This window comes from Ursidibacter maritimus (assembly GCF_009761395.1).
Classification (GTDB): domain Bacteria; phylum Pseudomonadota; class Gammaproteobacteria; order Enterobacterales; family Pasteurellaceae; genus Ursidibacter; species Ursidibacter maritimus.
The window spans coordinates 39,131-63,398 of record NZ_LEKN01000039.1 but is presented as its reverse complement, the minus strand read 5'-3'; the positions used below and the strand labels follow the sequence as shown (position 1 = coordinate 63,398).

At 37.2% G+C, this 24,268-nt stretch carries 25 protein-coding genes; 13 read left to right on the top strand and 12 right to left on the bottom strand.

Annotated features, from left to right (window positions below):
- The 3 genes from rpoE to corC all read right to left on the bottom strand — a co-directional run bounded on the left by rpoE (position 1) and on the right by corC (position 3,127).
- On the bottom strand, positions 1–579 hold the full coding sequence (gene rpoE, locus A1D26_RS09365) for an RNA polymerase sigma factor RpoE (protein ID WP_157403750.1): 579 nt from the start codon (positions 577–579) through the stop codon (positions 1–3).
- A 106-nt stretch (positions 580–685) separates the two neighbouring features.
- Complete coding sequence (gene lnt, locus A1D26_RS09360; RefSeq protein ID WP_157403749.1) at positions 686–2,212, bottom strand: apolipoprotein N-acyltransferase; 1,527 nt, start codon at positions 2,210–2,212, stop codon at positions 686–688.
- 27 nt (positions 2,213–2,239) lie between these two features.
- Complete coding sequence (gene corC / locus A1D26_RS09355; RefSeq protein WP_157403748.1) at positions 2,240–3,127, bottom strand: CNNM family magnesium/cobalt transport protein CorC; 888 nt, start codon at positions 3,125–3,127, stop codon at positions 2,240–2,242.
- A gap of 154 nt (positions 3,128–3,281) precedes the next feature.
- Between corC and A1D26_RS09350 the strand changes: the two genes are divergently transcribed.
- A complete protein-coding gene (locus A1D26_RS09350; protein WP_157403747.1) occupies positions 3,282–3,923 on the top strand; it encodes a curli polymerization inhibitor CsgI-related protein in 642 nt (213 codons plus the stop codon).
- A gap of 53 nt (positions 3,924–3,976) precedes the next feature.
- Here the strand turns inward: A1D26_RS09350 and apbC are convergent, their stop codons facing one another.
- Genes apbC through A1D26_RS09335 form a run of 3 tightly spaced genes read right to left on the bottom strand, consistent with a single transcriptional unit; the run spans position 3,977 to position 7,333 of the window.
- Positions 3,977–5,074 (bottom strand): iron-sulfur cluster carrier protein ApbC, encoded by a 1,098-nt coding sequence (apbC, locus tag A1D26_RS09345; protein WP_157403746.1) that lies wholly within the window; start codon positions 5,072–5,074, stop codon positions 3,977–3,979.
- Complete coding sequence (locus tag A1D26_RS09340; protein WP_232516822.1) at positions 5,071–6,588, bottom strand: peptide ABC transporter substrate-binding protein; 1,518 nt, start codon at positions 6,586–6,588, stop codon at positions 5,071–5,073. Before A1D26_RS09340 ends, apbC begins: the two co-directional genes overlap by 4 nt.
- A gap of 55 nt (positions 6,589–6,643) precedes the next feature.
- Complete coding sequence (locus tag A1D26_RS09335) at positions 6,644–7,333, bottom strand: YchE family NAAT transporter (protein ID WP_198303157.1); 690 nt, start codon at positions 7,331–7,333, stop codon at positions 6,644–6,646.
- A gap of 138 nt (positions 7,334–7,471) precedes the next feature.
- On the opposite strand from A1D26_RS09335, the gene rsuA reads away from it, so the two are divergent.
- The 4 genes from rsuA to leuD all read left to right on the top strand — a co-directional run bounded on the left by rsuA (position 7,472) and on the right by leuD (position 11,803).
- Positions 7,472–8,164 carry a 16S rRNA pseudouridine(516) synthase RsuA gene (rsuA, locus tag A1D26_RS09330; protein WP_157403745.1) on the top strand — a complete coding sequence of 231 codons (693 nt, stop codon included), beginning with the start codon at positions 7,472–7,474 and terminating at the stop codon, positions 8,162–8,164.
- Positions 8,164–9,351 (top strand): Bcr/CflA family multidrug efflux MFS transporter, encoded by a 1,188-nt coding sequence (locus A1D26_RS09325; protein ID WP_157403744.1) that lies wholly within the window; start codon positions 8,164–8,166, stop codon positions 9,349–9,351. Before rsuA ends, A1D26_RS09325 begins: the two co-directional genes overlap by 1 nt.
- A gap of 344 nt (positions 9,352–9,695) precedes the next feature.
- Positions 9,696–11,102 carry a 3-isopropylmalate dehydratase large subunit gene (gene leuC, locus A1D26_RS09320; protein ID WP_157403743.1) on the top strand — a complete coding sequence of 469 codons (1,407 nt, stop codon included), beginning with the start codon at positions 9,696–9,698 and terminating at the stop codon, positions 11,100–11,102.
- Positions 11,103–11,197: 95 nt separating this feature from the next.
- Complete coding sequence (gene leuD / locus A1D26_RS09315) at positions 11,198–11,803, top strand: 3-isopropylmalate dehydratase small subunit (protein WP_157403742.1); 606 nt, start codon at positions 11,198–11,200, stop codon at positions 11,801–11,803.
- Between the two features lie 84 nt (positions 11,804–11,887).
- On the opposite strand, the gene hpf is transcribed toward leuD, so the two are convergent.
- On the bottom strand, positions 11,888–12,214 hold the full coding sequence (gene hpf / locus A1D26_RS09310) for a ribosome hibernation-promoting factor, HPF/YfiA family (RefSeq protein WP_157403741.1): 327 nt from the start codon (positions 12,212–12,214) through the stop codon (positions 11,888–11,890).
- 198 nt (positions 12,215–12,412) lie between these two features.
- Between hpf and A1D26_RS09305 the strand changes: the two genes are divergently transcribed.
- From A1D26_RS09305 to A1D26_RS09285, 5 genes are all read left to right on the top strand, one after another.
- Positions 12,413–13,351, top strand: coding sequence for a Kdo(2)-lipid IV(A) acyltransferase (locus A1D26_RS09305; protein ID WP_157403740.1), 939 nt, complete (start codon positions 12,413–12,415; stop codon positions 13,349–13,351).
- A gap of 72 nt (positions 13,352–13,423) precedes the next feature.
- On the top strand, positions 13,424–14,026 hold the full coding sequence (gene rdgB / locus A1D26_RS09300; RefSeq protein ID WP_157403739.1) for an RdgB/HAM1 family non-canonical purine NTP pyrophosphatase: 603 nt from the start codon (positions 13,424–13,426) through the stop codon (positions 14,024–14,026).
- A complete protein-coding gene (locus A1D26_RS09295) occupies positions 14,026–14,343 on the top strand; it encodes a YbjQ family protein (protein WP_157403738.1) in 318 nt (105 codons plus the stop codon). The genes rdgB and A1D26_RS09295 overlap by 1 nt, the downstream gene beginning before the upstream one ends.
- Complete coding sequence (locus tag A1D26_RS09290; RefSeq protein ID WP_157403737.1) at positions 14,343–14,798, top strand: YcgN family cysteine cluster protein; 456 nt, start codon at positions 14,343–14,345, stop codon at positions 14,796–14,798. Before A1D26_RS09295 ends, A1D26_RS09290 begins: the two co-directional genes overlap by 1 nt.
- 124 nt (positions 14,799–14,922) lie before the next feature.
- Entirely contained in the window at positions 14,923–15,684 is a 762-nt protein-coding gene (locus A1D26_RS09285) for an SDR family oxidoreductase (protein WP_157403736.1), read from the top strand.
- A gap of 72 nt (positions 15,685–15,756) precedes the next feature.
- Here the strand turns inward: A1D26_RS09285 and prfB are convergent.
- A protein-coding gene (gene prfB / locus A1D26_RS09280; protein WP_157403735.1) for a peptide chain release factor 2 occupies positions 15,757–16,855 on the bottom strand; the annotation gives its coding sequence in 2 pieces (ribosomal slippage) (positions 15,757–16,779 and positions 16,781–16,855; 1,098 coding nt in all).
- Positions 16,856–17,293: 438 nt separating this feature from the next.
- Here prfB and A1D26_RS09275 point away from each other — a divergent pair.
- Entirely contained in the window at positions 17,294–18,016 is a 723-nt protein-coding gene (locus A1D26_RS09275) for a hypothetical protein (RefSeq protein ID WP_157403734.1), read from the top strand.
- Positions 18,017–18,134: 118 nt separating this feature from the next.
- Here A1D26_RS09275 and A1D26_RS09270 read toward each other — a convergent pair whose 3' ends face one another.
- The 4 genes from A1D26_RS09270 to cobB all read right to left on the bottom strand — a co-directional run bounded on the left by A1D26_RS09270 (position 18,135) and on the right by cobB (position 21,619).
- Positions 18,135–18,869, bottom strand: a complete 735-nt coding sequence (locus A1D26_RS09270; protein ID WP_157403733.1) for a PP2C family protein-serine/threonine phosphatase — start codon at positions 18,867–18,869, stop codon at positions 18,135–18,137.
- 14 nt (positions 18,870–18,883) lie between these two features.
- The gene (locus A1D26_RS09265; RefSeq protein ID WP_157403732.1) at positions 18,884–19,834 is read right to left on the bottom strand and encodes a 5' nucleotidase, NT5C type; all 951 of its coding nucleotides are present in this window, start codon (positions 19,832–19,834) and stop codon (positions 18,884–18,886) included.
- A gap of 155 nt (positions 19,835–19,989) precedes the next feature.
- Positions 19,990–20,817, bottom strand: coding sequence for an SIR2 family NAD-dependent protein deacylase (locus A1D26_RS09260; protein ID WP_157403731.1), 828 nt, complete (start codon positions 20,815–20,817; stop codon positions 19,990–19,992).
- An 82-nt stretch (positions 20,818–20,899) separates the two neighbouring features.
- Positions 20,900–21,619 (bottom strand): Sir2 family NAD+-dependent deacetylase, encoded by a 720-nt coding sequence (gene cobB / locus A1D26_RS09255; protein WP_157403730.1) that lies wholly within the window; start codon positions 21,617–21,619, stop codon positions 20,900–20,902.
- A 591-nt stretch (positions 21,620–22,210) separates the two neighbouring features.
- Between cobB and envC the strand changes: the two genes are divergently transcribed.
- Both envC and A1D26_RS09245 read left to right on the top strand, forming a co-directional pair.
- Positions 22,211–23,410, top strand: a complete 1,200-nt coding sequence (gene envC, locus A1D26_RS09250) for a murein hydrolase activator EnvC (RefSeq protein ID WP_157403772.1) — start codon at positions 22,211–22,213, stop codon at positions 23,408–23,410.
- Between the two features lies 1 nt (position 23,411).
- A complete protein-coding gene (locus tag A1D26_RS09245; RefSeq protein ID WP_157403729.1) occupies positions 23,412–24,260 on the top strand; it encodes a divergent polysaccharide deacetylase family protein in 849 nt (282 codons plus the stop codon).
- Positions 24,261–24,268 lie beyond the last annotated feature (8 nt).

The window sequence follows — 24,268 nt, the reverse complement described above, 5'->3', positions numbered from 1 at the left end:
TTAAATCTGTTGCATTAAAGGATTAACTTTCGCATCAATCGCTTCTCTAGCTCTAAAAATTCGTGAGCGAACAGTCCCCACAGGACACTGCATCACCTCCGCAATTTCTTCATAACTTAACCCTTCAATTTCCCGCAAAGTAATAGCAGTTTTTAATTCATCAGGTAAGTTTTCAATCGTATCAAATACGATACGTTTTAATTCTTCAGATAGCACCAAATTTTCAGGGGTATCTGCTTCTCTTAATTGAACGCCACTATCATAACTTTCAGCATCTTCAGCGAGAATATCTTCTTTAGGAGGTCTTCTGCCTAAAGCAGTTAAATGATTTTTAGCGGTATTTACAGCAATTCGGTAAAGCCAAGTATAAAAAGCACTTTCGCCACGAAAAGATTCTAATGAACGATAGGCTTTAATAAAAGATTCTTGCACAATATCAGGAATGTCGTCTCGTGAGACATAGCGTGTTAGCAGCCCTGCTACTCTATTTTGATAACGTACGACGAGTAAATTAAATGCTTTTTTATCACCTTTTTGTGCGCGTTCAACCAATGCTTGATCGGTTATTTGTTCACTCATCTATTTGCGTTCTCCTAACTTCTACGCGTAGATTCTTTCTAATGCACGCTGTGTTAGTGCGTGAATTTATTGGAAAGTTCATAAAAATAGTTTATTTGATTAAAAATTACACACTTATTTTTCTGCGTTTAAAAAAGCCAAATAATAAGCATAACCCACTGATTATAAAAATACTCCAATGCCCTAACCGAGCAAACAAAGTTTCACCTTTAGTTGCAGAAATTTTCATCGTTAACGTTGTCGCTTCAAACTGCGGCAATTGAGCGATAACTTTCCCTAAATGATCGACAAATGCAGTAATTCCCGTATTTGTCGCACGAATAAGTGGTTTACCCAGTTCTAATGCTCTCATTCTCGTCATTTGAAAATGTTGCCAAGGGCCTTGACTCTCACCAAACCAGGCATCATTTGAAATCGTCAATAAATAATCGGCATTATGCATCTTTTGATTTTGTTGGACTTGATGACCAAAAATAATTTCATAGCAAATTGCCATATTAAAACGCTGTTGAGCAACTAATAATGGTGCTTGGACAAAATCACCTTGAGATAAGTTAATAGGTAATATAAACACTTCTCTCATCCAATCTAATAATTGTCCGAATGGTACATATTCACCAAAAGGAACGAGATGATGCTTATTATAACGTGCTGATTTATATAAAGAATAAGGTTCTTTAGGGTTACCTAAAACCACCGCACTATTAAATAATCCTTGTTGGCTTTGATATAACGTACCGATAATAATTTCGCTCTGCTTCATCTGAGCAACTTGATCCAACTGGGTTAGTAACGGCTCAATTTGATGTTCTAACGCTGGAATTGCAGATTCTGGCAATACAATAATATCACTCTTACCTAATAATGGCTGAATTAAACGAGAGTAGGTTTGCACTGTAAAATCAAAATGTGCTGGATCCCATTTCATTTTCTGTTCAATGTTTCCTTGAACAAGGCTAATTGTGGTAGGCTCTTTCTGCTTATCTATTTCAATAAAAGAGAAAAACTTTGTAGTAAAAGCGATAAGTAATATCATCACTAACTTAGCGGTACAAGCGGTTGGATACTGATGATCTTTTGCAAATTTGCGAAAAATCCACACAATATAACCGCTTATCAGCATCACAAAAAAGGTGAGCCCTTCCACTCCAAATAAGGGAGCAATTCCCCAAAAGGGGCTATCAATTTGTGTATAACCAAATTGTAACCAAGGGAACCCCGTAAAAACGATACCTCGAAAGTATTCTGCAAAGGTAAAGACACTGGCTATAATCCAAGGACTATGCCACTGAAAGCGTTGTAATAAGTAACTGAATAATAAAGGATAAATTGCTAAATAACAGGCTAACAATAATACGGCGAGATAACTGACAATTTCAGGCACTCCGCCAAACTGGAGCATACTAACGTGAACCCAATTTACGCCAATCGCAAAATAACTAACCGCCCATAAAAACGTAGCGATTAACGCAGTACGCTTTTCCGCCAATGTTGCTACCCAAATCAACCCTATTGCAGAGAGAAAAGCAACTACCCAGTAGTCAAATGGGGAATAAGCGAGCGTACCAATTCCGCCAGAAATTAAGCCAATAAGATAAGCGGTAAGATTTGATGATTTTTTTGTAATAACCATTATGTATTATTTCTCTACAACTTATTTTTACTCGTAATTTCCATCTTTTTGCTGCATTAATTCAAGCTGTTCATCGTTTACGGTCACTCGTAATTGAATTAAGCGACGGCTATCAGCAGATGTCACCTTAAATAAGATGCCATTTAACTCAATGGTTTCTCCCCGTTTTGGTAAATAGCCAAAGGCTTGTAAGACTAAACCACCAACTGTATCCACTTCTTCATCATCAAACTGTGTGGCAAATTGCTGATTAAAGCGTTCTATATCAGTTAATGCTAATACGGCGTAGCTATGTTGAGAAAGTTGGCGAATAGGCTCAATTTCTTCTTCGTCGAACTCATCTTCAATATTACCGACAATTTGCTCTAGAATATCTTCAATCGTTACTAATCCTGAAACCGCACCGAATTCATCGACAACAATTGCCATATGAAAACGCTCTGAGCGGAATTCTTTCAACATTCTATCGACTCGCTTACTCTCAGGCACAATAACCGCTGGACGTAAAATTTCTTCCATATTAAATGGCTCAGAATCTGAACGCAGATATTTAAGTAATTCTTTCGCTAATAAAATACCTTCAATGGTATCTTTTCCATCTCTAATAACAGGAAAACGAGAGTGTGCCGATTCAATAATAATATCAACACAAGCATCTAATGGCTGATCAGCATCAATAAAAACAATCTGTGGACGTGGGATCATTATGTCACGAACTCGCAATTCGGAGATCTCCATTACCCCTTCGATCATTTCTTTAGTGTCGCTATCTATCAACTCATTTTCAGCAGAATCACGAATAACTTCGACAAGATCTTCACGATTTTTAGGTTCTTGTTGAAATAGCCCGCTAAATAAGGATTTTAAAAATGATTTTTTTTCTGAAGTGCTTAAGCTCTGTTGGTCGTCACTCATTTGATATACTCGTAAATAAATAAAACTTGAGAAAGCTATCACAATTTAGATAAAAAATCGACATTAGTTCGCATTCCTTGCTTTCTATTTACATAAATTTAGCATAGGATATGCACAATTTTTTCATCATATCGGCTTTATAGGAGTTCATTTTATGAAATTAGCCAAAATCGCATTTACTTTGAGTGCTTTATTTATCAGTGCGACCGCTTTAGCAGGAACAGTGAGTAGCTCATCTAATATTAATTTTTTAGCTTTTGACGGACAAAAAGTTAAAAAAAGTACCAAATTAGAAGTAAATGATAGTAACCAACACCAAGTTGTAGTCGAAGTTTCCAGTATTTACCATTCTGGTTCAGACAGCTCTTTCTTTGAGTCACAACCAATTGTCATTACCTTTGCAGGTAGCAATGAAGATATTAAAATTACGACTCCTGATTTACGCACTGATAGCAATGTTGCCGAATTTAAAAAATCGCCTAAATTCAGCGTAAAAACAGCGTCTGGTAAAGATGTTGAGTATAAGCACGATTATTTGAAAGCTGAAGGCTTTATGCCGAATGCAAACATTATTGAAAATCTATCAAACTACAATAGTGGCAATAATGTTGCTTCATTAAAAACCCTTGCGGTTACGCCAATGGCGGCAATGATGCCTGCATCAAATGGCAAAGCTGCAAAAGGTAAGGTCATGGTTCAAGGTGAAAATATTGCAGAACAGCAATTACAATACTGGTTCCAACAAGCAGACAAAGAAACGCAAAAACGTTTCTTAGATTGGGCGAAAAAGCAATAAGTAATCGGATAAATTAAAGCCTTGTAGAATATACAAGGCTTATTTTTTGGAAGTTACTTCACTTCTCTGATCATAATTTCCGAAGGAATAACACTGCCTTGCCAGTAGAGCTCAGCAGCTACTTTTGATGCTAATTCGGCATACGCTTGGCTAATTTCGTGGTTAGGATCTGCAACCACTGTTGGTTTACCATTATCAAGATCTTCACGCAAACGAATATGCAGTGGTAATTGACCTAATACTTGGGTTTTATATTTTTCTGCAACACGATTTGCCCCACCTGTACCAAAAATATGTTCGTGATGCCCACAATTTGAGCAAATGTGTACACTCATATTTTCGATAATTCCTAAGACAGGCACTGAAACTCGCTCAAACATTGCAATACCTTTAATCGCATCAAGTAAAGCAATATCTTGTGGGGTCGTTACCACCACTGCACCTGTAACAGGAATTTGTTGAGACAGAGTTAACTGAATATCTCCTGTACCTGGTGGCATATCAATGACTAAATAATCTAAATCTGGCCACCAGGTTTCTTGTAATAACTGGCTTAATGCACTACTTGCCATTGGGCCACGCCAAATAGTCGCATTATCAGCTTCCATTAAATAGCCGATAGAGTTTGAGTAAATACCCTGAGCTTCAATTGGGGTGATATGCTTATTATCAGGTGATGTTGGGCGTTGATCTGCCGCTCCTAACATATGTGGAATAGATGGGCCGTAAATATCAGCATCTAAAATTCCTACTCTTGCACCTTGCGCTTTTAAAGCGAGGCCCAAATTCACCGTAGTCGTTGATTTGCCTACCCCACCTTTACCTGAAGTAACCGCAATAATATTTTTAACGCCATTTACCGCAGGGTGATTGTTAGCACGCTTTAACGTAGCTATTTGATAATTAATAACCCATTTTACTGCATTAGCACCCACTGCTAATTTTAGTTTTTCTTCCGTTGCCTGTTTCAGTGCGTCAAATCCGCTATTCCAAGCAAATGGCATTGTAAATTCAAGACGTAAAATCCCACCTGCTAATTCTGCTTTTTTAAGTGCATTCAACGCTAACAAATCTTTTTGCAACGTTGGATGGGTAAATTGTTGAACAATCTCTTTAACTTTATTGAGTTGTTGTTCGGTAAGTTGATTCATTGTGCATCCTTTTGTTGTCGATATAAATCTTTACTGTAAATCACTTCACTACTGTTATTCATTTCAATTCCTTGAATATCAGGTAATACGGTCACTCTCCTTTGATATTGGAAAAGCGGTAAGATAGCAACATCTTTTTGCAATTCATTCACGATAGACATTATCTTTTGCTCTCTCTCTGCTTTTGATAACACTGCTGATTGTAACTCTTCTAGTGATTGGTTTATCATTTCATTGTGATAGCCACTTTTGTTATCGGGGCTACTTGAATGAAACATTGTTAAGAAAGAGAGCGGGTCTGAATAATCTGCACACCAGCCAGAGCGAATGAGCTGAAATTGTTGCGTGTTACGTTTTGCCAATAATTCTTCCCAACTCACCGCTTGCTCATCGATTCTAAAGAGATCCGATTGTCCCAACTTACGAGCAATTCGTGTCGCAATCCGATTGTGTGGTTCTTGATCATCATAGGTTAAGCTAATTTGAACAGGCGATTTTGCATCAATACCAATCTGGTGCAAGATTTGCTCCGCACTCGATTTTGGCAATGGGCGTTCTGAGTTTTCAAGCATTGTTTTTGGCAATACAAAATAATTGGCAATCCCTATGCCACTCGCAATCTGAGATGGCGATAACATCGCTTGAATAGCTTGGCGAACTTCCTTTCGTTTCAACACTGGATCGTTAAAGTTAAATTCGTAAAAATAGGTACATAAACGAGGAAGCATTATTTGGTTACGAGTATAACTAACTAGTGGATTCTCCACGATATCAAAGCGGCTTGGGTTTTGAATAGTCGTAATCAATTGATATAACACTGTTTGAAAAGCTAACTCAGTCCGCTCTGATTGTAACGTTAAGGTTGTTTTACTACGTTCTTTTATACGATAATCACCATTACTAATAAACTTATATTCTTCAGGTTTTTGCCCGCGATAAGTTGGTAGCAGTGCAATATGCGCCAACATTTTAGGGAAATTTGGATTAGCTTGGACTAATTGAATCTGTAACGTATGAGCATTTAATGCCTTAACGCCCAACTCATTACTTACTCTTACGCCTTCAATAATCTCTTTCGCATTCTCAACCCCCATATAGATCAAATAATGAGCCAAAGGAGAGTGGTTATTTTTATCTGCAAGGCGCTGCCAACTTGCAACAAAATCATCTGCAATTACAGCTTCTCCGTTCGACCATTTTGCTTGATCATCTAAGATAAAGAGCCAGTTTTTATTGTCATCACTAAAAAACTCTTTGGCAATCGCAGGAACAACATCGCCTGCTGAATTAAATCGCATCAAACCGACAAGTAAATCACGAAGAGGAGCAGCATCAGGCGTTGCCTTAATTAAATGTGGGTCAAGTTGTAAATGAGCAGAATAAATTGCACGTGTTAATTCGTGGGGCGATTTATCTATTGCTGAAACGGTTGGTTTCTGCTCTGTTTTTTGATCGCAAGCAGTGATTACGCCTAAACAAGCGGTCAATATAGTAAAAAATTTTGCAAATCTCACCGCTTATTTTCCTTCAGTGGTCAAGTTGAGCCTATGCTTAATGTTCATTATTTCATTAGTTAATTGATGTAAGCCCTGGAAATAAATTGCTTAATCCTGCGACAATAATCTCAATGCCTAACGCCATTAGAATTAACCCCATAATACGTGTTACAACATTTGAACCTGTTTTTCCCAAACGTTTTACTAATGGTGCGGAAAATCGGAATAAAACATAACAAGTCGCCGCAAATAGAATAATCGCAACACTAAAACCGACATAATCTACCCACGAATGATAGCGAGTTCCCCAAACAATAGTTGAACCAATCGCCCCAGGACCAGCCATAATTGGCATTGCTAATGGTACCACTCCAAGATTTTCATACTCTGAAACATCTTCATTTCGTTCTTCTTTATTCTGTTTGTGCTCACCTAATTTGCCGCTGATCATCGTCATTGCAATACTGACAATCAAAAAACCACCAGCCACACGGAAAGAGTTCAGTGAAATACTGAATACATCCAAGATCAATTTACCGAAATACAGGCTGACTAGCAAAATAACGCCAACAGAAATAGACGTGGTTAAATTCGTTCTGTTACGGTCCGCTTCATACTGATGAGCCGTCATACTGAAAAAAATCGGTAAAGTCCCGAATGGGTTTACGATAGCAAATAATCCAATAAAAAATTGCAAATAAATCGCAAAATTCACCACAATATCCACAATAATGCCTATTTTGATTGAAAAACCGTTCTTCATTATATAGACATATAGCTCAATCGCCAAAGAGCTTGCAAAAATTTACAACTTAATTTACAGCCGAAGAGAAAATAGGACTATAATCACATTATTACCCTAATTTTATTCAGGGCATCATTTACATTTAGGATATAGAGAATGCGTTTAGATAAATTTATTGCAGAAAACACCGGGCTAACTCGCTCACAAGCAACAAAAGCACTCAGATCAGGACAAGTCACAGTGAATGGAGTTATTGAGAAAAATAGTGCTTTAAAAATTAGTGAACAAGACGAAATTTGCTTTGATGGTGAGATATTAGAATGGGTGAATGAAGGCCAATATTTTATGTTGTATAAACCACAAAACTGCGTCTGTTCACACGATGATGGCGATTATCCTACGGTCTTTCAATTTTTTGATTACCCATTAACTGCCAAATTGCATTGTGCAGGGCGTTTAGATGCTGATACGACTGGATTAGTTCTTTTAACCGATGATGGTCAATGGTCGCATCGTATCACATCGCCTAAACATCACTGTGAAAAAACTTATTTAGTTACGTTGGCTGATCCTATTGAGCCATTCTATGCCGAACAATTTGCATCGGGAATTTTATTACGCGGTGAAAAAACATTAACGAAACCTGCAACCCTAGACATTTTAGATGATTACAACGTTAATTTAACGATTAGTGAAGGACGTTATCATCAAGTTAAACGAATGTTTGCAGCCTTAGGAAATAAAGTTGTCGCTCTACATCGTTGGCGAATTGGTAATGTCGTTTTAGATCAATCACTTGAAGAAGGGGAATTTAGGGCTCTAACTGAACAAGAAATAGCGAGTTTTTAATGAATGCAACAAGACCAACTGGCTTTTTTGTCGTAATTTTAGGCTTACTCTCAATGCTTCCTCCCCTTGCCATTGATATGTATTTGCCATCATTTTTAGATATTGCACAAGATCTCAATGTTTCTCAAGAAAAAGTCCAAACAACTTTGGCTATTTTTACCTTTGGTTTTGCCATAGGGCAACTGTTTTGGGGACCGATTGCAGATAGTTTCGGGAGAAAACCGATTATTCTATTGGGATTATCAGGCGGAGCTGTTGCTTCTTTTTTTCTAACCCAAGTTGCCAATATTGAAAATTTTTATCTATTGCGTTTCATTCAAGGATTATTTGGTGCAGCACCTGCTGTAGTACTGGGCGCATTAGTTCGAGATCTGTTTGAACGTAACCAATTTGCACGAATGATGTCCACGATTATGATTATTACAATGGTCGCACCATTACTTGCGCCTATTGTGGGAGGACATCTCGCTCACTGGTTTCATTGGCACGCTATTTTCTACTTACTGATGGTAATGGGGATTATATGTGCTAGCTTGTTTGCTATTGGCATACCAGAAACACTCAAACAAGAGAATAAAGCCCCACTCAACTTTACTAAAGTCTTAAAAAATTTCGTAGCTCTGATTTCACACAAAGCTACCCTTGGATATGTTTTAGTTGGTGGACTCTCTTTCTCTGGAATGTTCTGTTTCTTAACATCAGGTTCACTCGTTTATATTGGTTTATATGGTGTTTCTGCAGAATATTTCGGTTACTTCTTTATGTTAAATATTGGTGTAATGATTGTAATGACCTTTATTAACGGGCGATTAGTTACCCAAATTGGTTCAGAAAAAATGTTACGAATTGGTCTAACATTACAATTTATTGCAGGAATTTGGCTAGCGATTTCTGCAACATTTGAACTTGGCTTATGGTCAATGGCAATTGGAATTGCTATTTTTGTTGGAATGGTTTCCACTATCGGTAGCAACGCCTCAGCAGCGATTTTAGATCGTTATCCTCAAATGGCAGGAACAGCAAATGCCTTAGCTGGAACAGCTCGTTTTGGCATTGCATCATTAATTGGAGCAGGTCTATCACACATCCCATTAAACACTGAACGACCAATGCTATATATGATGGCAACTTGCACTTTCGTGGCATCTATTTGCTATTATTTTTTAGCTTGTCGTAATTCAGATTGATAGGATTTCCCTGTTAATTTCGCAAATTTATAAACAGCCTTTACTATCTAATCTTCTATAAAGAACCTTATCCACTAGATAAGGTTCTAGCAAATCAAAAAAATTCGATATTTTATTCTATGAATATCCAATATTTATCTATTTTTTGCTTATCAAACAGAATAAAAAAATGAATTTTGCACAAAAATAGCATTTTACTTTCATTTGGAGAGCAGTTATATTCCTTGCCATTCAACAAGCGGTTGTTTTTATAAAAATATTTACCCCCTGTTAGCATTTTAAAATAGGAATAGCATACTGCTTGTTTAGTTTTAAGCACATTTTATTAGTGAGTTGGAAAAGCTATGAAAAAAACATTATACGAAAAATTGTTTGATGCCCATATTGTTCACGAAGCACCAGGTGAAACTCCCTTACTCTATATCAATCGTCATTTAGTTCACGAAGTGACTTCTCCACAAGCGTTTGATGGATTAAGAGCAATGGGACGTGAAGTTCGTCAACCAACCAAAACCGTTGCAACAATGGATCACAACGTACCAACGGATAGTCGTGATTTAAGCGGTTCAGGTGAAATGGGACGTATTCAAATGGTTGAGTTATCTAAAAATACAGATCAATTCGGTATTCAACTCTACGACATTAACCACATCAACCAAGGTATCGTTCACGTAATGGGACCAGAGCAAGGCTTAACCTTACCGGGAATGACCATTGTTTGTGGTGACTCTCATACTGCGACTCATGGTGCTTTCGGGGCATTAGCGTTTGGTATCGGTACATCAGAAGTAGAACATGTTCTTGCCACTCAAACCGTTAAACAAGCTCGTGCAAAAAAAATGAAAATTGAAGTACGTGGTAAAGTGCGTGAAGGCATTACAGCAAAAGATATTGTGCTTGCCATTATCGGTAAAACCACAATGGCAGGTGGTACAGGGCACGTTGTAGAATTCTGTGGAGAAGCCATTCGTGATTTATCAATGGAAGGTCGAATGACCGTTTGTAATATGGCTATCGAATTAGGTGCAAAATCAGGCTTAATCGCCCCTGATGAAACCACTTTCGCATATTTAAAAGATAAACCAAATGCACCTAAAGGTGAAGATTGGGATCATGCTATTGCCTACTGGAAAACATTACATACAGATGAAGGGGCAGAATTTGATACCGTTGTAACCTTAGAAGGTAATGAAATTGAACCTCAAATCACTTGGGGAACAAACCCTGGACACGTTATCGGTGTAAATGACCTTATTCCTAACCCAGAAGAAATGATCGATCCAATTGAGCGTCAATCTGCCGAGAAAGCCTTGGCTTATATGGATTTACCACACAGTATTAAATTAACGGATGTTTCTATTGATAAAGTCTTTATCGGCTCTTGTACAAACTCTCGTATTGAAGATTTACGAGCCGCCGCCGCTGTGGCAAAAGGGCGTAAAGTTGCAAATGGCGTGCAAGCACTCGTTGTACCAGGTTCAGGCTTAGTGCGTGAACAGGCAGAAAAAGAAGGTTTAGACAAAATCTTTATTGAAGCAGGCTTTGAATGGCGCCAACCAGGTTGTTCAATGTGTTTAGCGATGAACCAAGACCGTTTAGCACCCGGTGAGCGTTGTGCATCAACCAGTAACCGTAACTTTGAAGGTCGTCAAGGTCGTGGTGGACGGACTCACTTAGTCAGTCCAGCAATGGCTGCAGCTGCGGCGGTATTCGGTAAATTTGTCGATATCCGCAAAGTTGAACTTCACTAATTCTTCAATAAATCAGTGTTACAAGCGGTCAGATTTTCAAAAAATTTTACAAAAAGTACCGCTTGTTAAATATAAAAAGATAAAGGACAGATAAAATGGCAAAAGAATTTAGACAACATACAGGCCTAGCAGTGCCACTTGACGCATCAAATGTCGATACTGATGCAATTATTCCAAAACAATTCTTACAAAAAGTAACTCGTGTAGGTTTTGGAGCACATTTATTCCACGAATGGCGTTTTCTAGATGACGAAGGCAAGCAACCAAACCCTGATTTTGTGCTTAACTATCCACGTTATCAAGGAGCGAGTATCTTACTTGCTCGTGAAAATTTTGGTTGCGGTTCTTCTCGTGAACACGCACCTTGGGCATTAGATGATTATGGTATCCGAGCAATTATCGCACCAAGTTTCGCGGATATTTTCTATGGTAATAGCTTAAACAACCAAATGTTACCTATCCGTTTAAGTGAGGAAGAAGTTGATGAATTGTTCAAATATGTAGTTGCCAATGAAGGTGCTGAAATTACAGTCGATCTTGACGCTCAAACCGTTGTCGCCAACGACAAAACCTATCCTTTTGAAATTGATACTTTCCGCCGCCATTGCTTATTAAATGGCTTAGATAATATCGGATTAACACTGCAACACGAGCAAAAAATTGCAGAATACGAAAATAAAATTCCTGCTTTTTTGAGATAATCCAACCAAGTTCTCTGATAGAAAAAGGTGTAATGGAAAAAAATCTTATATTTTTGTCCATTACACCTTTTTTAACTCGCTAGGTTAGTTTGTTTCATTTAACTTTTTAAGGCTTTCATCCGCTCGGCGAGCTTCGCCTTTATGTTTCTGTTTATTTAATTGTGTTTCTAATTTAGTTTCAACATCGTTGATCGCTTTGTACAGATCTGCATCTTGCGATTTTGCAAAAAGATCACCAACAGGTGTACCAATAGAGGCTTCGACTTCATAGCCATTCGGCAGTTTATGAATAATGAAATGTGGATTGATAAGCTGAGTTTGCCATTTATTTAATTTTGCTAAACGCTCCTCAATGTGAGTACGGATTGCAGGAGTAACTTCCATTTGTTTGCTTGAAATATTGATTGTCATAGCATTTTCCTCTTTTGGTTTTGACCATCATTGGTCATTGATGATGTATTCAAATTATGCCTTTCCTTGTTAAATTTCAACTGGTAAGCCTAACAAAAATGCAAAAATTTGATCTACTTAACACTTTTAGGGGCTTTTCGACTATAATTCCGCCTAACTGTAAGAAAGTAAAATGATTTACTCCATTGAGAACAAAGAATGACAGAAAAAAAATTACCACCGTTCCAATCCGAATTTTTAAAGCCTAAGTATTGGGGGTTATGGCTTGCGTTAGGCATATTTCGACTTATCTTATGTTTACCTTATCCTTGCTTAGTGATATTGGGAAAATCGCTAGGTAAAATGTTTGTTCAATTCAAATTTGGTCAGCGTAGAATGGCGATTGCCAAACGAAACTTAGCACTCTGTTTTCCGCATTATTCTGAATCTCAAATTGAACATATTTTACGAGAGAATCAAGATTCAATCGGAATGGCAATTATTGAAACTGGAATGGCTTGGTTTTGGTCGGATAAGCGAATTTTGAAATGGTCAAAAATTGAAGGATTAGAACATCTTAAAAATCAGCTAGCAGGAGCTGGAATTTTATTTGTTGGCGTGCATTTTCTTACCCTTGAATTAGGGGCTAGGATTGTAGGGCTACATCACCAAGGTATTGGCGTTTACCGCCCGAATGATAATCCATTATTAGATTGGATTCAATTTCGAGGCAGAGTACGCTCCAACAAAGCGATGCTAGACCGTAAAGATCTACGCGGAATGATAAAAGCCTTAAAAGCGGGTGAAACAATTTGGTATGCGCCAGATCACGATTACGGCCGTAAAAATAGTGTTTTTGTCCCTTTCTTTGCTGTTCAAGAAACTTGTACAACAGCGGGTTCTAGAATGTTGTTGCGTTCAGCCCCGAAGAGCGTAGTTGTGCCATTTACGCCAATGAGAAACGATGATTTTTCAGGTTATACGGTAAAAATTAGTCCTGCGGTTGATTTTAGCCAATGTGAAAATGATATTGATACCGCAACGAAAATGAATCAATTAGTCGAAAAAGAGATTTTAAAAGCACAGAGCCAGTATATGTGGCTTCATCGCCGTTTTAAAACTCGCCCGAATGAGAGCGATCCAAGTTTATATGAGTAGATGCATTAGATAAGCGGTGATTTTCGGGTAGAATTTTGCAATTTACCTTTATGTAAAACGAAAGGAATTTATATGGATAAAACAAAAATCGTCCTTGCCACAGGTAATCAAGGCAAGGTTAAAGAAATGGCTGATGTACTAGGGCAATTTGGCTTTGAAGTCGTTGCTCAAAGTGAATTTGGCATAGAAAGCCCGGAAGAAACGGGGCTAACCTTTGTAGAAAATGCACTCATTAAAGCACGTTACGCGTCAAAACTGACTGGTTTACCAGCTATTGCCGATGATTCAGGGTTAGCAGTAGATGTTCTGGGGGGAGAACCAGGGTTATATTCTGCTCGTTATGCCGGTGTTGATGGTGATGATGCGGCAAACCGCCAAAAATTACTTGCTGAAATGGTGAATGTAGCTGATGAGAAACGTGGTGCAAAATTTGTGAGTTGCATTGTTTTTTTACAACACGAAACCGATCCAACGCCTAAAATTGCACTGGGCGAATGTTTTGGGCAAATTTTGCGAGAAGAAAGAGGTACAAATGGTTTTGGCTACGATTCCTTATTTTATTATCCAGCTAAAAATTGCACGTTTGCCGAATTAGAAACTGCCGAGAAAAAGCAGATTTCTCATCGAGCAATCGCCTTAAAATCATTGCAGCAACAACTTAATCAGGAGGCATAATGTTAATTGCTACAACCCCCATTATTGAAGGTAAAGAGATTATCGAATACAAAGGAGTTGTATTTGGTGAAGTGGTGTCGGGAGCGAATGTCGTTCGTGATTTTTTTGCTAGCATCACTGATTTAATTGGTGGACGTTCAGGTGTTTATGAAAGCAAAATCAACGATTCACGCAAAGATGCCTTAAGAGAATTAGAGGCTAATGCACGTAAATTAGGCGCAAATGCGGTTGTTGGTGTTTCTTTTGATTATTCTACCTTAGGCACTAAAAGTATGTTTGTTGTGGTGGCAACAGGCACTGCGGTTGTCATTCGTTAATGTTGCAAAAAAATTCACAAATCGAACCGCTTTTTTGGCAGAAAAAATCCTTGATGGACATGAATGATGCCGAGTGGGAAGCTCTTTGCGATGGCTGCGGTAAATGTTGTTATCGTAAATACATTAAAGGCAGGGGGAGACGAGAACGATTATATTACACGTCTGTCGCTTGTAATTTATTAAACGTAGAAACAGGGAAGTGCAGTAATTACCTTGAGCGTTTTAGCCTTGAACAAGATTGCACTAAACTGACTAAAAAGAACCTTCCTCAGTTTGGCTGGTTACCGCAAACCTGTGCTTATCGTTTACTTTATGAAGGCAAACCTTTATTTGATTGGCATCCACTTATTTCAAACGATCCAAATTCTGTAAGTCGAGCGAATGTTTTAATCAAAAATGGAATTCACGAGAAAGATGTGATTGATTGGTTTGAATTTGTGATTGATGAACATTGATTTTTAATAAATTTACTCTGAATATATTGTTTTAATAAGTTTGATTACTGTGTGATGACTTTTCATTTACTGTCAGTGTAGCCTTATCTAATATAAAAACATCGTATCAATAGAAGGAGAAAAAATGAAAATTGCATTAGTTACAGGAGCAACAGCTGGCTTTGGCTTAGCCATCTGCAAAACATTGATTTCGGCGGGTTATAAGGTTATCGGCACAGGCAGACGAGCAGAGCGTTTATCTGCATTACAGGCAGAGCTTGGGGAGCATTTTTTACCTTTAGCGTTTGATGTAAGCAACCTTCAGCAGACTGAACAAGCATTAAATAACCGTCCAAATGAATGGAAAAATGTGGATTTGCTCGTCAATAATGCGGGTTTAGCGTTAGGGCTTGAACCTGCTCACCAAGCAGAGTTGAGTGATTGGTATCAAATGATTGATACAAATATCAAAGGATTAGTCAGTGTCACTCGCTTAATTTTACCTGAAATGGTGGCTCGTAATAGTGGTCATATCATCAATTTAGGATCGATAGCTGGTAATTATCCTTACCCTGGTGGTAATGTATATGGCGGAACAAAAGCCTTTATTAAACAGTTTAGCCTTAATTTGCGTGCCGATTTAGCAGGAACTGCAATTCGGGTGAGCAATGTTGAGCCAGGGCTATGTGGTGGAACAGAATTTTCTAATGTACGTTTTAAAGGTGATGACGAAAAAGCGGCTAAACTTTATGAAAACGTGCAGTATGTTTCCCCTGAAGATATTGCGAATATTGTGTTATGGTTAAACCAACAACCGCCACACGTTAATATCAATCGTATTGAAGTAATGCCAACGGCTCAAACGTTTTCACCATTAGCGGTTAATCGAGAATTGGTGATTAAATAGGGATAAAGTAAGCGGTGAGATTAAGAAGATTTTTTGCAAAAAATCGTTTAGCACTCACCGCTTAGTTATTCATTACAAACCAGCTTTTAAACTCGCTTCAATAAAACGATCTAAATCGCCATCTAAGACGGCTTGCGTATTGCGGTTTTCAACCCCGGTGCGTAAGTCCTTAATACGAGAATCATCGAGGACATAAGAGCGAATTTGGCTACCCCAACCGATGTCTGATTTACTTTCTTCCATCGCTTGTTTTTCCTCATTTTTCTTCATCATTTCCATCTCATACAACTTCGCTTTGAGCTGTTTCATCGCTTGGTCTTTATTTTGATGTTGAGAACGTCCATTTTGGCATTGCACTACAATACCTGATGGCATATGCGTAATTCGTACTGCAGATTCTGTTTTATTAACGTGCTGACCGCCTGCACCAGAGGCACGATAAACATCAATTCGCAAATCGGCAGGGTTAATCTCGATTTCAAAATCATCATCGACTTCAGGATAAACGAAAGCCGCACTGAAAGAAGTGTGGCGACGGTTATTAGAATCAAATGGACTTTTTCTCACAAGACGATGAATACCTGTTTCTGTGCGTAGCCAACCAAACGCATACTCACCAGAAACTCGAATTGTTGCCGATTTAATACCTGCGACATCGCCATCAGAAACTTCCATAAGTTCTGTTTTAAAGCCTTTACTTTCAGCCCAACGGAGATACATTCTCAGCAACATTTCTGTCCAATCTTGTGCTTCTGTTCCCCCTGAACCAGCTTGTAAATCAACATAACAATCGGCGGCATCGTGTTGCCCACTAAACATTCTACGGAATTCTAAATTTGCTAATTTTTCTTCTAATCCGACCGCTTCTTGTTGTGCTTCTTGGAAAGTGGCTTCGTCTTCAGCTTCAACGGCTAGTTCGATTAACCCTTCCACATCTTCGATACCTTGCTCAAGGCTTTTGATCGTATTCACCACTAATTCTAATGCAACACGTTCTTTACCTAATGCTTGTGCTTTTTCAGGTGTATTCCAAACATCAGGCTGTTCTAATTCAGCATTGACTTCTTCCAGTCGCTCGACTTTCAGATCAAAGTCAAAGATACCCCCGAAGTGTTTCAGTACGTTTTGCCATATCGGCTAATTGTGATTTGATTGGATTTAGCTCAAACATTGTTTTTCCTATCTAATATGATTTTAAAAGTGCCATTATAGCGAAATTATAGAGAGTGGAAAATAAGAGGTATTGTTGGCATAAAAAGTTTGGTATTTTAAATATAGAGCCAAGCGCAAACTGTCTATTCAAATTTAATTGCTCTTAGATTATTTATGCTTGAGCAATTCATTCATTTTCATATTGCTACTTTCGGTATAGATTTATCAACTATTTGGGATGTTCTAAGTTACTGCTAGTTGATTGATCATTGATTAGCAGAAATGTATAATTCGCAAAATTTTTAATCTATTGTAAAGAACACATGGAGAATTATAAAGAAATATCCACACTAATTTTTCAGATAATTATGACATTAAAAGTAAATATCATAGATTATTATCGTTTCAAAGAATGTGAACTTCAATTTACATAAACAAGAGCTAAGGAGCTAAGTTAATGATTACAAATCAATTTAAAAATACAGCACTTTCATTTGCAGGTTGTGATGGTGGAAATCTTAAGTCTGATGTATGGTTTTGCGGATTAGAATGGGGAGGAAATCAACGAGATGAGCTCGATTCTCCTATAGATGAAACTAATTTATCATCTTGGTCAGATGAAGATTTTGAAGGAGCTTGGACAGCACAGTATAACCAAAAAATCTGTTGGTTCTTATGGTATTTCTTGAACTTAGAATGGAATAATGGTGAAAATAGCACTACGTTCGTTGAAAGACATCATATTCTTTACTCTGAGAAAGAAAATGGTATTGGTTTTAAAATGAATATGTTGCCGATTGGTTTTCCTAATCGAAATAATATTGATTGGAATGAAACACTTAAAGTGCTTACTGGTTTTTCAACATTCGATGAATATCGTGAATGGTGTGTAGTAAATCGTGGTGAGTTTTTCAGAAAACAAGTTTCCAAATATAAACCAAAAGTAATTGTTTGTACTGGGATTTCTGAAGTAAATCGCTTTGTGCCATTTTTTACAGGAAAAAATGATTTTACCTATTCGGATAATACTGATCTAAAAATTGCTTATGCACAATTTGAAGATACGTTGATTTGTGTATGTCCATTTTTTGGTGGAGCATCAGGAATTAACTCATACGAGAAAATGGAAATTCTTGTAAAAGACATTCAGAAAAAATTAGCTTTAGAAGAACGGGATTAATTCTTCTAGAAAAGATGATGTATTTCAGGTGTAATGGATAAAAAAGTTGCTGCTTTATCATTACACCTTTAAGGATTATTTTTATATGAAGGGTAATTATGCCAAAAAATCTGATAATTTATTTCATTTCACACACTACTACCGAAAAGTCATCATACAAGCGGTGAGAACTCAGTATTTTTTTGCAAATATTTAAACGTTCTTTATTTGTTGAATATTTTTGCCAAATTTCTTGGCGTTGTGATTGGGAAATGTAATCACTAAAGCCATCAGAGCAAAGTAATAAACTTTCGCCTTTTTCTAATTTAAATTGGGTACAATGAATTTTAAAATCTGTAAACTCAAAATCTGCAACAATATAATCAGACAACATTGAATAAATAGAGGCATAATCAATATTTTGATCTGTAATACCTTCAGCTTCCATTTCCGCAAGCATAATATGATCAACGCTTAATTGTTTCCATTCGCCAGAAAGGGTGATTTTATAAGCTCGGCTGTCGCCTACGTTTAATATTTTCCCTTTACCTGAACAGGATATTTCCGCTCCGACAAAAGTGGTTGATGATCCGAAATCGCAATGATACAGCAATTCAGATTTTACTGATCTTAGCCATTGACTATTTAAGCCTTGGCACTTTGAAAGTGCATCCATTATAAATCGGCTGGCTCGTTGTGGTGTTGGACTGCTAGAAATACCGTCTGCTACACCTAAAAAGAGCGGTTCAGACTCGACGCAAATTGTTTCTGCATTTTTTAATTTATATTGAAATACATCCAAACCATTAAATAATGCATCTTGATTATGTTGTTTATTTGAGCCAATTTTTTGACAAAATGTAATATTCCACACTGCTATAATTTTCCTTATTCCATTTGTTCTAAATTTTTTTCAATTGCTTGATAAATACGATCTCTCATCCATCTACTCATTAAATTTCCCCAAAAATAGGGGAGAGGTTTATTAAATTCGGTAATTTTGACTTCTTGTGGTTTAGTATATATTTTCTTAAATTTAGAAAATTTAATTAAAGAACAATCAAAACTATATTTATTCTTGGCAAAATCAATAAAGGATTGAGAATACATTTTTTGCCATTTTAAAATGATTTTTTCAAAATTTTCTGATTTTTTATCGTTAATTACACAATAAAGTAACCCTCGTTTTGTTGAAATTTCTAGTAATGAGCAATGTAATTTATCTTGTAAGTATCGTGCTAAATTAAGTGAGCTATGTTCTGCTTTTTCTTCTTTATGTTGAATTCCATTAGGATAAATAAACACTTTTTCATACTCTTGATATTCAAGCCATAAACTATTTAGTTCAATATGCGATTTTTCTTCTTTCTTTGTTTGTGCCTTATAAAATACCGCTTTATCTAGTAAATAATCGGTAATTTCTTGCCAATTTTTATAATCGACACCAAAATGCAAATGCTCACCTTCAAATGTTTCTACGCCATTTTTTAAACGATCATCAATTAGGAATTCTCCTTTATTCAGATTTTTATGGTGGCTTAAAATTAAGCGTTTATATAATACTGTGCCGAAATATTTTTGGATCCATAATACTTTATCTGACCACGCAGTTGGGTTATTCCAAGGAGCTGTGGAAAGTGCGTAAATATCATAATGTTCTGCAAGTTTATGCACCGCTTCAACAGCCCCCTTGATTGGTTTCATTTTGCTAAAAATATTTGGGGCTTCGTCATAATTTCCCCGATAAGTTGCTCGGGTTTCAATATCTAGGGCTGCAATGTCACTTTGGAAATTGACTAACACATTATCCATATCAATATATAAAATCGGTTTATTCATTTTGTTTCTCCTTCTTTTTTGATATGAATAATATAATGAGATAAGCGACAATTAGTGTCGCGATAAACTTATCATTAACTGATGGTAACCAAAGGTCGATGTTGAATAAAAACTAAAAATCTATATTTTAGTCTTAAAAGATTAATCAACTACTCTTATTCTTGGAGTAACAGATCAATCTTCATTAATGCTTCTAACGCTCTCATTTCTAAACTTAAAAAATGCATTTTAGGCACTCCAGCATCAAGTGGATTTATACGGATAAAACCTGCTTTTTTTGCTTTTGCTGTACGTTCAGAAAAATAACGTACTGTTGGAACAGCTTTGCCTGCACCCAGTTCAATTATCACTAAATTTGTTGCTTCAGCTAACCATTGATTTAAACGCAATTTTTGCCATTGGTAAAACTTCTCAGCAAAGAACCAATCATTAAACATCATTACATTTTGACGAGCAAGACCATTGCACCAAGCACATTTCGGCGGTTCGCTCGTCATTCTACATTGTGTGTTATTTACTGTTGGTTTAAAATTTTCTGCCTCCCAGCTATCGCCTTTACAGTTAGATTGGCATTGTAGGCGATGAATTGTGCCATGAATTTCGTAAATCCTTTTGGGATCAAAACCTGCTTTTTGAAATTGCCCATCCACGTTACTGGTGTAAACAAAATAGCCGAGCGGTTTTGTTTCTGCCCATTGTTTTAAAATAGCATAACCTTGATGTGGCTCAGCTTCGCGATATTGAATAAGTCGGTGAGCGAAAAACCAGTAGCCAATTTCAGGGTTATTCTGATAAACCTCTGGTGTAGCAAGTTGCTCAAAGCTAATTTTTTTATCTGCAAGAGGAGGATAAGCATTCCAAAGCCCACCTGAACTCCTAAAATCCGGTAGTCCCGAATCCACACTCATTCCTGCACCTGCGGTAATTAAAATACCATCGGCGTTTTTAATTAACTCTGCAGCATAGTGAAGATCATTTTTCATCTTTCTTCTCCAATTTTTAATGTAAGTTGTTGATTGCTCTTACTTATTGCTTAGCATAAGCGTGGATGCTTATGGCATCTAATTAGCCAATTTGTTTTAATACTGCTTCAACAAATTTCGGAACAATTTCTGTGGCCTTGCCATAACGAGCCGTTTTAAATTCTGAAGCTTTTTCGCTTTTCTCAAGATTCAGCTCAATTGTGCCAGCTCCCCAGGCATTCGCTTCTTTCACAAAATTCGCTGCTGGATAAACATTGCCCGATGTACCAATGGAAACAAAATAATCGCATTCTCTTAAAGCTTGATAGATACGTTCCATCTCAAATGGCATTTCACCAAACCAGACAATATGCGGACGAAGTTTTCGTGGCTGCTGACAACAAGTACAATGATCGGTATTTTTGATATCTTTTTCCCAGTCATAGACCTTATCTGAATATACACAGCGAGCTTTGAGCAATTCACCGTGCATATGAATAATATTTTTCGATCCTGCACGTTCGTGCAAATTATCGACATTTTGCGTAACTAATAGGAAATTTTCGCCTAATTTTTCTTCCAGTTTCGCAAGTGAAATATGTGCTGCGTTAGGCTGAATTTGTGGGTCAAATAATTTGCGACGACGTTCGTTGTAGAACTGCTGAACCAATTCAGGGTTACGCATAAAGCCTTCGGGTGTGGCGACATCATCAATCGGGTGATTTTCCCATAATCCGTCAGATGCTCGGAAAGTTTGAATACCTGATTCAGCGGAAATTCCCGCTCCTGTTAATACGACGATTTTAGGTAATTTTTTTGTCATAATTTACTCCTATTTTTCTTGATATAAATTCACTCATTCAGGTTGTTGCATTAGCTTGCGTTCGATATCTTCTCCTTGAATTAGGCTGCTAAAAAATAGCTTTAATGATTTCAGTCTGAAAATAGGTTTTCATTTTTATATTCCCGTTATTTCCGCTTGCAATAACATAATAAAGCTAATTGCGACAAATAGTGTCGTAAACAAGTCTTTGCTAATTTAGTACTCTCATTAGTATATGGTGTAAGTTATCTCAATATACTATATGGCTAAATGTTCTTCTCCCTACTCATCGCTGACTGCAAATTCATATACTTTATAAGTCACATCCAACACTCAATGAGCTTTATTTTCGACTTCTCACTTCTGAATGTCATCGAAAAGGTGTTGTGGAAGAAGAGAGATGGGGACATTGCTAGATCGAAAACGAATTTGTGCGGAAAATAATTTAAGCTAAAATTAATCTGACAGGCATTGTAAGTTTAAACGGTAGGCTGCCAGATTAAGTTTGGCCTTCTACAGTTAATTTTCCTAAAATAATAGTCTTTTTTGATGTAAGTGATTAGAATAGCCAATTTATCGGATAATTAGGGTATTAGATTCGTGAAGTCAATAAAACCATTCTATTTTATTCTTTTCATTGTAGGCTATTTGGGGGTAATTAATCCTTCAGTTGCTAATGAGCTTTCCCAAATTCAGCAAAAAATTAATCAACAACAAGCTAAAATCAGAGAACAAAAACAGAAGCGAGATTCACTTCAATCGACTCTAAAAAATCAGGAAATTCAGATCAGTAATGTCAATACTCAATTAAAACAGATTGAAACGAACTTATCTGAAATCCGACAAATTATTCGCCATACTGAACAAGAAATTAAACGTTTAGAAAAGCAAGAAATTGAGCAGAAGGAGAAACTGAAGGAGCAACTAGATTCTGCATATCGCTCAGGCATTCACCCTTCTATTTTAGAACGTTTATTATCGGAAGAAGCTAAGAATGCAGATAGAATGAGCGCATATTATGAGCATATGAACCAAATTCGTATTGATGCCATTCATGAATTACGCCAAACCCAAGAAGAGTTAAAACTTCGTCGAGACGAATTAAAAAAACAGCAGTCTGGGCAACAAAATCAGCTTTCAGAACAGAAAAAGCAAGAAAAAGAGCTACAAAAAGTTAAAAATCAGCGTGAAAGTACGATTCGTTCAATTGATAAGACTCTGGAACAAGACCAAAGTCGTTTAGATGCATTGAAAAATAATGAAGCAGCTTTACGCCGTCAGATTACACAAGCTATGAGAGAATCTGAGCAGGTAGAAAAACAAGAAATTGCTAAATTAGAGCAGAAAAAAAATACTGAGGAGAAACGTCAAGCGACGGAAGAAGAAAAACAGCAAGTCCGTGCGGGTTCAGGGTTGTCAGGCAAATATGCAATGCCTTTGACAGGTAAAATCTTAAATCGTTTTGGTTCGACTCAAATGGGTGAACTTAAATGGGATGCGATTGTGATTGAAGCCAAATCAGGTGCGCCAGTGAAAGCGATTGCGGGCGGTAAAGTTGCTTTAGCGAGCTGGCTTGAGGGCTATGGACAGCTAGTTGCAATTGATCACGGTAAAGGCGATATGTCTTTCTATGGTTACAATCAATCTATTGCAGTGAAAAAAGGAGCAAGGGTTCAGGCTGGTCAAACTATTGCCTATGCAGGTAATTCTGGAGGGCAAAATCGCTCAGCACTCTATTTTGCTATTCGCCGTAAGGGCGTTGCAGTTAATCCATTGAATTGGGTTCGTTAGTATGCAAATGATGAAATATAAGCGGTTTGTTATTGCTATTGTTTTGCAAATTTTTGTGTCGATCTCACCGCTTGCTGTAGCGGGGAAATTAGCTATTGTAATTGATGATATCGGTTATCGAGCAAGAGAAGATGATGCAATTTATAATTTACCTAAAGAGGTCAGTGTAGCGATTATTCCTGTTGCGCCTTATGCCACCGCAAGAGCAAATAAGGCTTATGAACAAAAAAGGGATATTCTCATTCATTTACCAATGCAGCCACAGAATAGTGCGCAGTTAATTGAAGCTGGCGCGTTATTTGTGGGGATGGGAGAAGATAAAGTTGCTCGTTTAGTTGAATCTGCTCGAATGCAAGTTCCTTATGCGATTGGTTTAAATAATCATATGGGAAGTAAAGCCACAACAGATCGACAAACAATGCAACACCTAATGAAAGCCTTGTCTGCTCAACAGCTATTTTTCCTTGATAGTAAAACTGCAGGGAATAGTGTCGCTGCAAAGGTGGCAAAAGAGTTTGGTATTAAAGCATTAGAGCGTCATATTTTTTTAGATGATAGCGATGCGCTTGAAGATGTGAAAAAGCAATTTCAACAAGCGATTTCGTATGCGAGAAAAAATGGTACTGCAATAATGATAGGCCACCCTAGAAAACATTCTATTGCCGTATTAGAAACGGGATTATCAAATTTACCCGATGATATTCAATTAGTGAGCTTGAGTAGCTTATGGCGTGATGAGAAAATTGAACCTGTGAAACCATTCAGTATTCAGTTTGTCATAGAGCCTGCATTGAGTTCTGTACCGCCATTTAATACAGTTCCATTATTGCGTGGGCTACCTAGAGAATAAATAAGCGG

Bases quoted from the DNA above. Each gene is read 5' to 3' on its own strand.
- lnt (WP_157403749.1), bottom strand. From the start codon at position 2,212: ATGGTTATTACAAAAAAATCATCAAATCTTACCGCTTATCTTATTGGC.
- rsuA (WP_157403745.1), top strand. From the start codon at position 7,472: ATGCGTTTAGATAAATTTATTGCAGAAAACACCGGGCTAACTCGCTCA.
- A1D26_RS09295 (WP_157403738.1), top strand. From the start codon at position 14,026: ATGTTAATTGCTACAACCCCCATTATTGAAGGTAAAGAGATTATCGAA.
- A1D26_RS09245 (WP_157403729.1), top strand. From the start codon at position 23,412: ATGCAAATGATGAAATATAAGCGGTTTGTTATTGCTATTGTTTTGCAA.
- A1D26_RS09260 (WP_157403731.1), bottom strand. From the start codon at position 20,817: ATGAAAAATGATCTTCACTATGCTGCAGAGTTAATTAAAAACGCCGAT.
- A1D26_RS09350 (WP_157403747.1), top strand. From the start codon at position 3,282: ATGAAATTAGCCAAAATCGCATTTACTTTGAGTGCTTTATTTATCAGT.
- leuC (WP_157403743.1), top strand. From the start codon at position 9,696: ATGAAAAAAACATTATACGAAAAATTGTTTGATGCCCATATTGTTCAC.
- A1D26_RS09325 (WP_157403744.1), top strand. From the start codon at position 8,164: ATGAATGCAACAAGACCAACTGGCTTTTTTGTCGTAATTTTAGGCTTA.
- cobB (WP_157403730.1), bottom strand. From the start codon at position 21,619: ATGACAAAAAAATTACCTAAAATCGTCGTATTAACAGGAGCGGGAATT.
- A1D26_RS09305 (WP_157403740.1), top strand. From the start codon at position 12,413: ATGACAGAAAAAAAATTACCACCGTTCCAATCCGAATTTTTAAAGCCT.
- leuD (WP_157403742.1), top strand. From the start codon at position 11,198: ATGGCAAAAGAATTTAGACAACATACAGGCCTAGCAGTGCCACTTGAC.
- A1D26_RS09290 (WP_157403737.1), top strand. From the start codon at position 14,343: ATGTTGCAAAAAAATTCACAAATCGAACCGCTTTTTTGGCAGAAAAAA.
- hpf (WP_157403741.1), bottom strand. From the start codon at position 12,214: ATGACAATCAATATTTCAAGCAAACAAATGGAAGTTACTCCTGCAATC.
- A1D26_RS09265 (WP_157403732.1), bottom strand. From the start codon at position 19,834: ATGAATAAACCGATTTTATATATTGATATGGATAATGTGTTAGTCAAT.
- A1D26_RS09275 (WP_157403734.1), top strand. From the start codon at position 17,294: ATGATTACAAATCAATTTAAAAATACAGCACTTTCATTTGCAGGTTGT.
- rpoE (WP_157403750.1), bottom strand. From the start codon at position 579: ATGAGTGAACAAATAACCGATCAAGCATTGGTTGAACGCGCACAAAAA.
- A1D26_RS09285 (WP_157403736.1), top strand. From the start codon at position 14,923: ATGAAAATTGCATTAGTTACAGGAGCAACAGCTGGCTTTGGCTTAGCC.
- A1D26_RS09335 (WP_198303157.1), bottom strand. From the start codon at position 7,333: ATGAAGAACGGTTTTTCAATCAAAATAGGCATTATTGTGGATATTGTG.
- rdgB (WP_157403739.1), top strand. From the start codon at position 13,424: ATGGATAAAACAAAAATCGTCCTTGCCACAGGTAATCAAGGCAAGGTT.
- corC (WP_157403748.1), bottom strand. From the start codon at position 3,127: ATGAGTGACGACCAACAGAGCTTAAGCACTTCAGAAAAAAAATCATTT.
- apbC (WP_157403746.1), bottom strand. From the start codon at position 5,074: ATGAATCAACTTACCGAACAACAACTCAATAAAGTTAAAGAGATTGTT.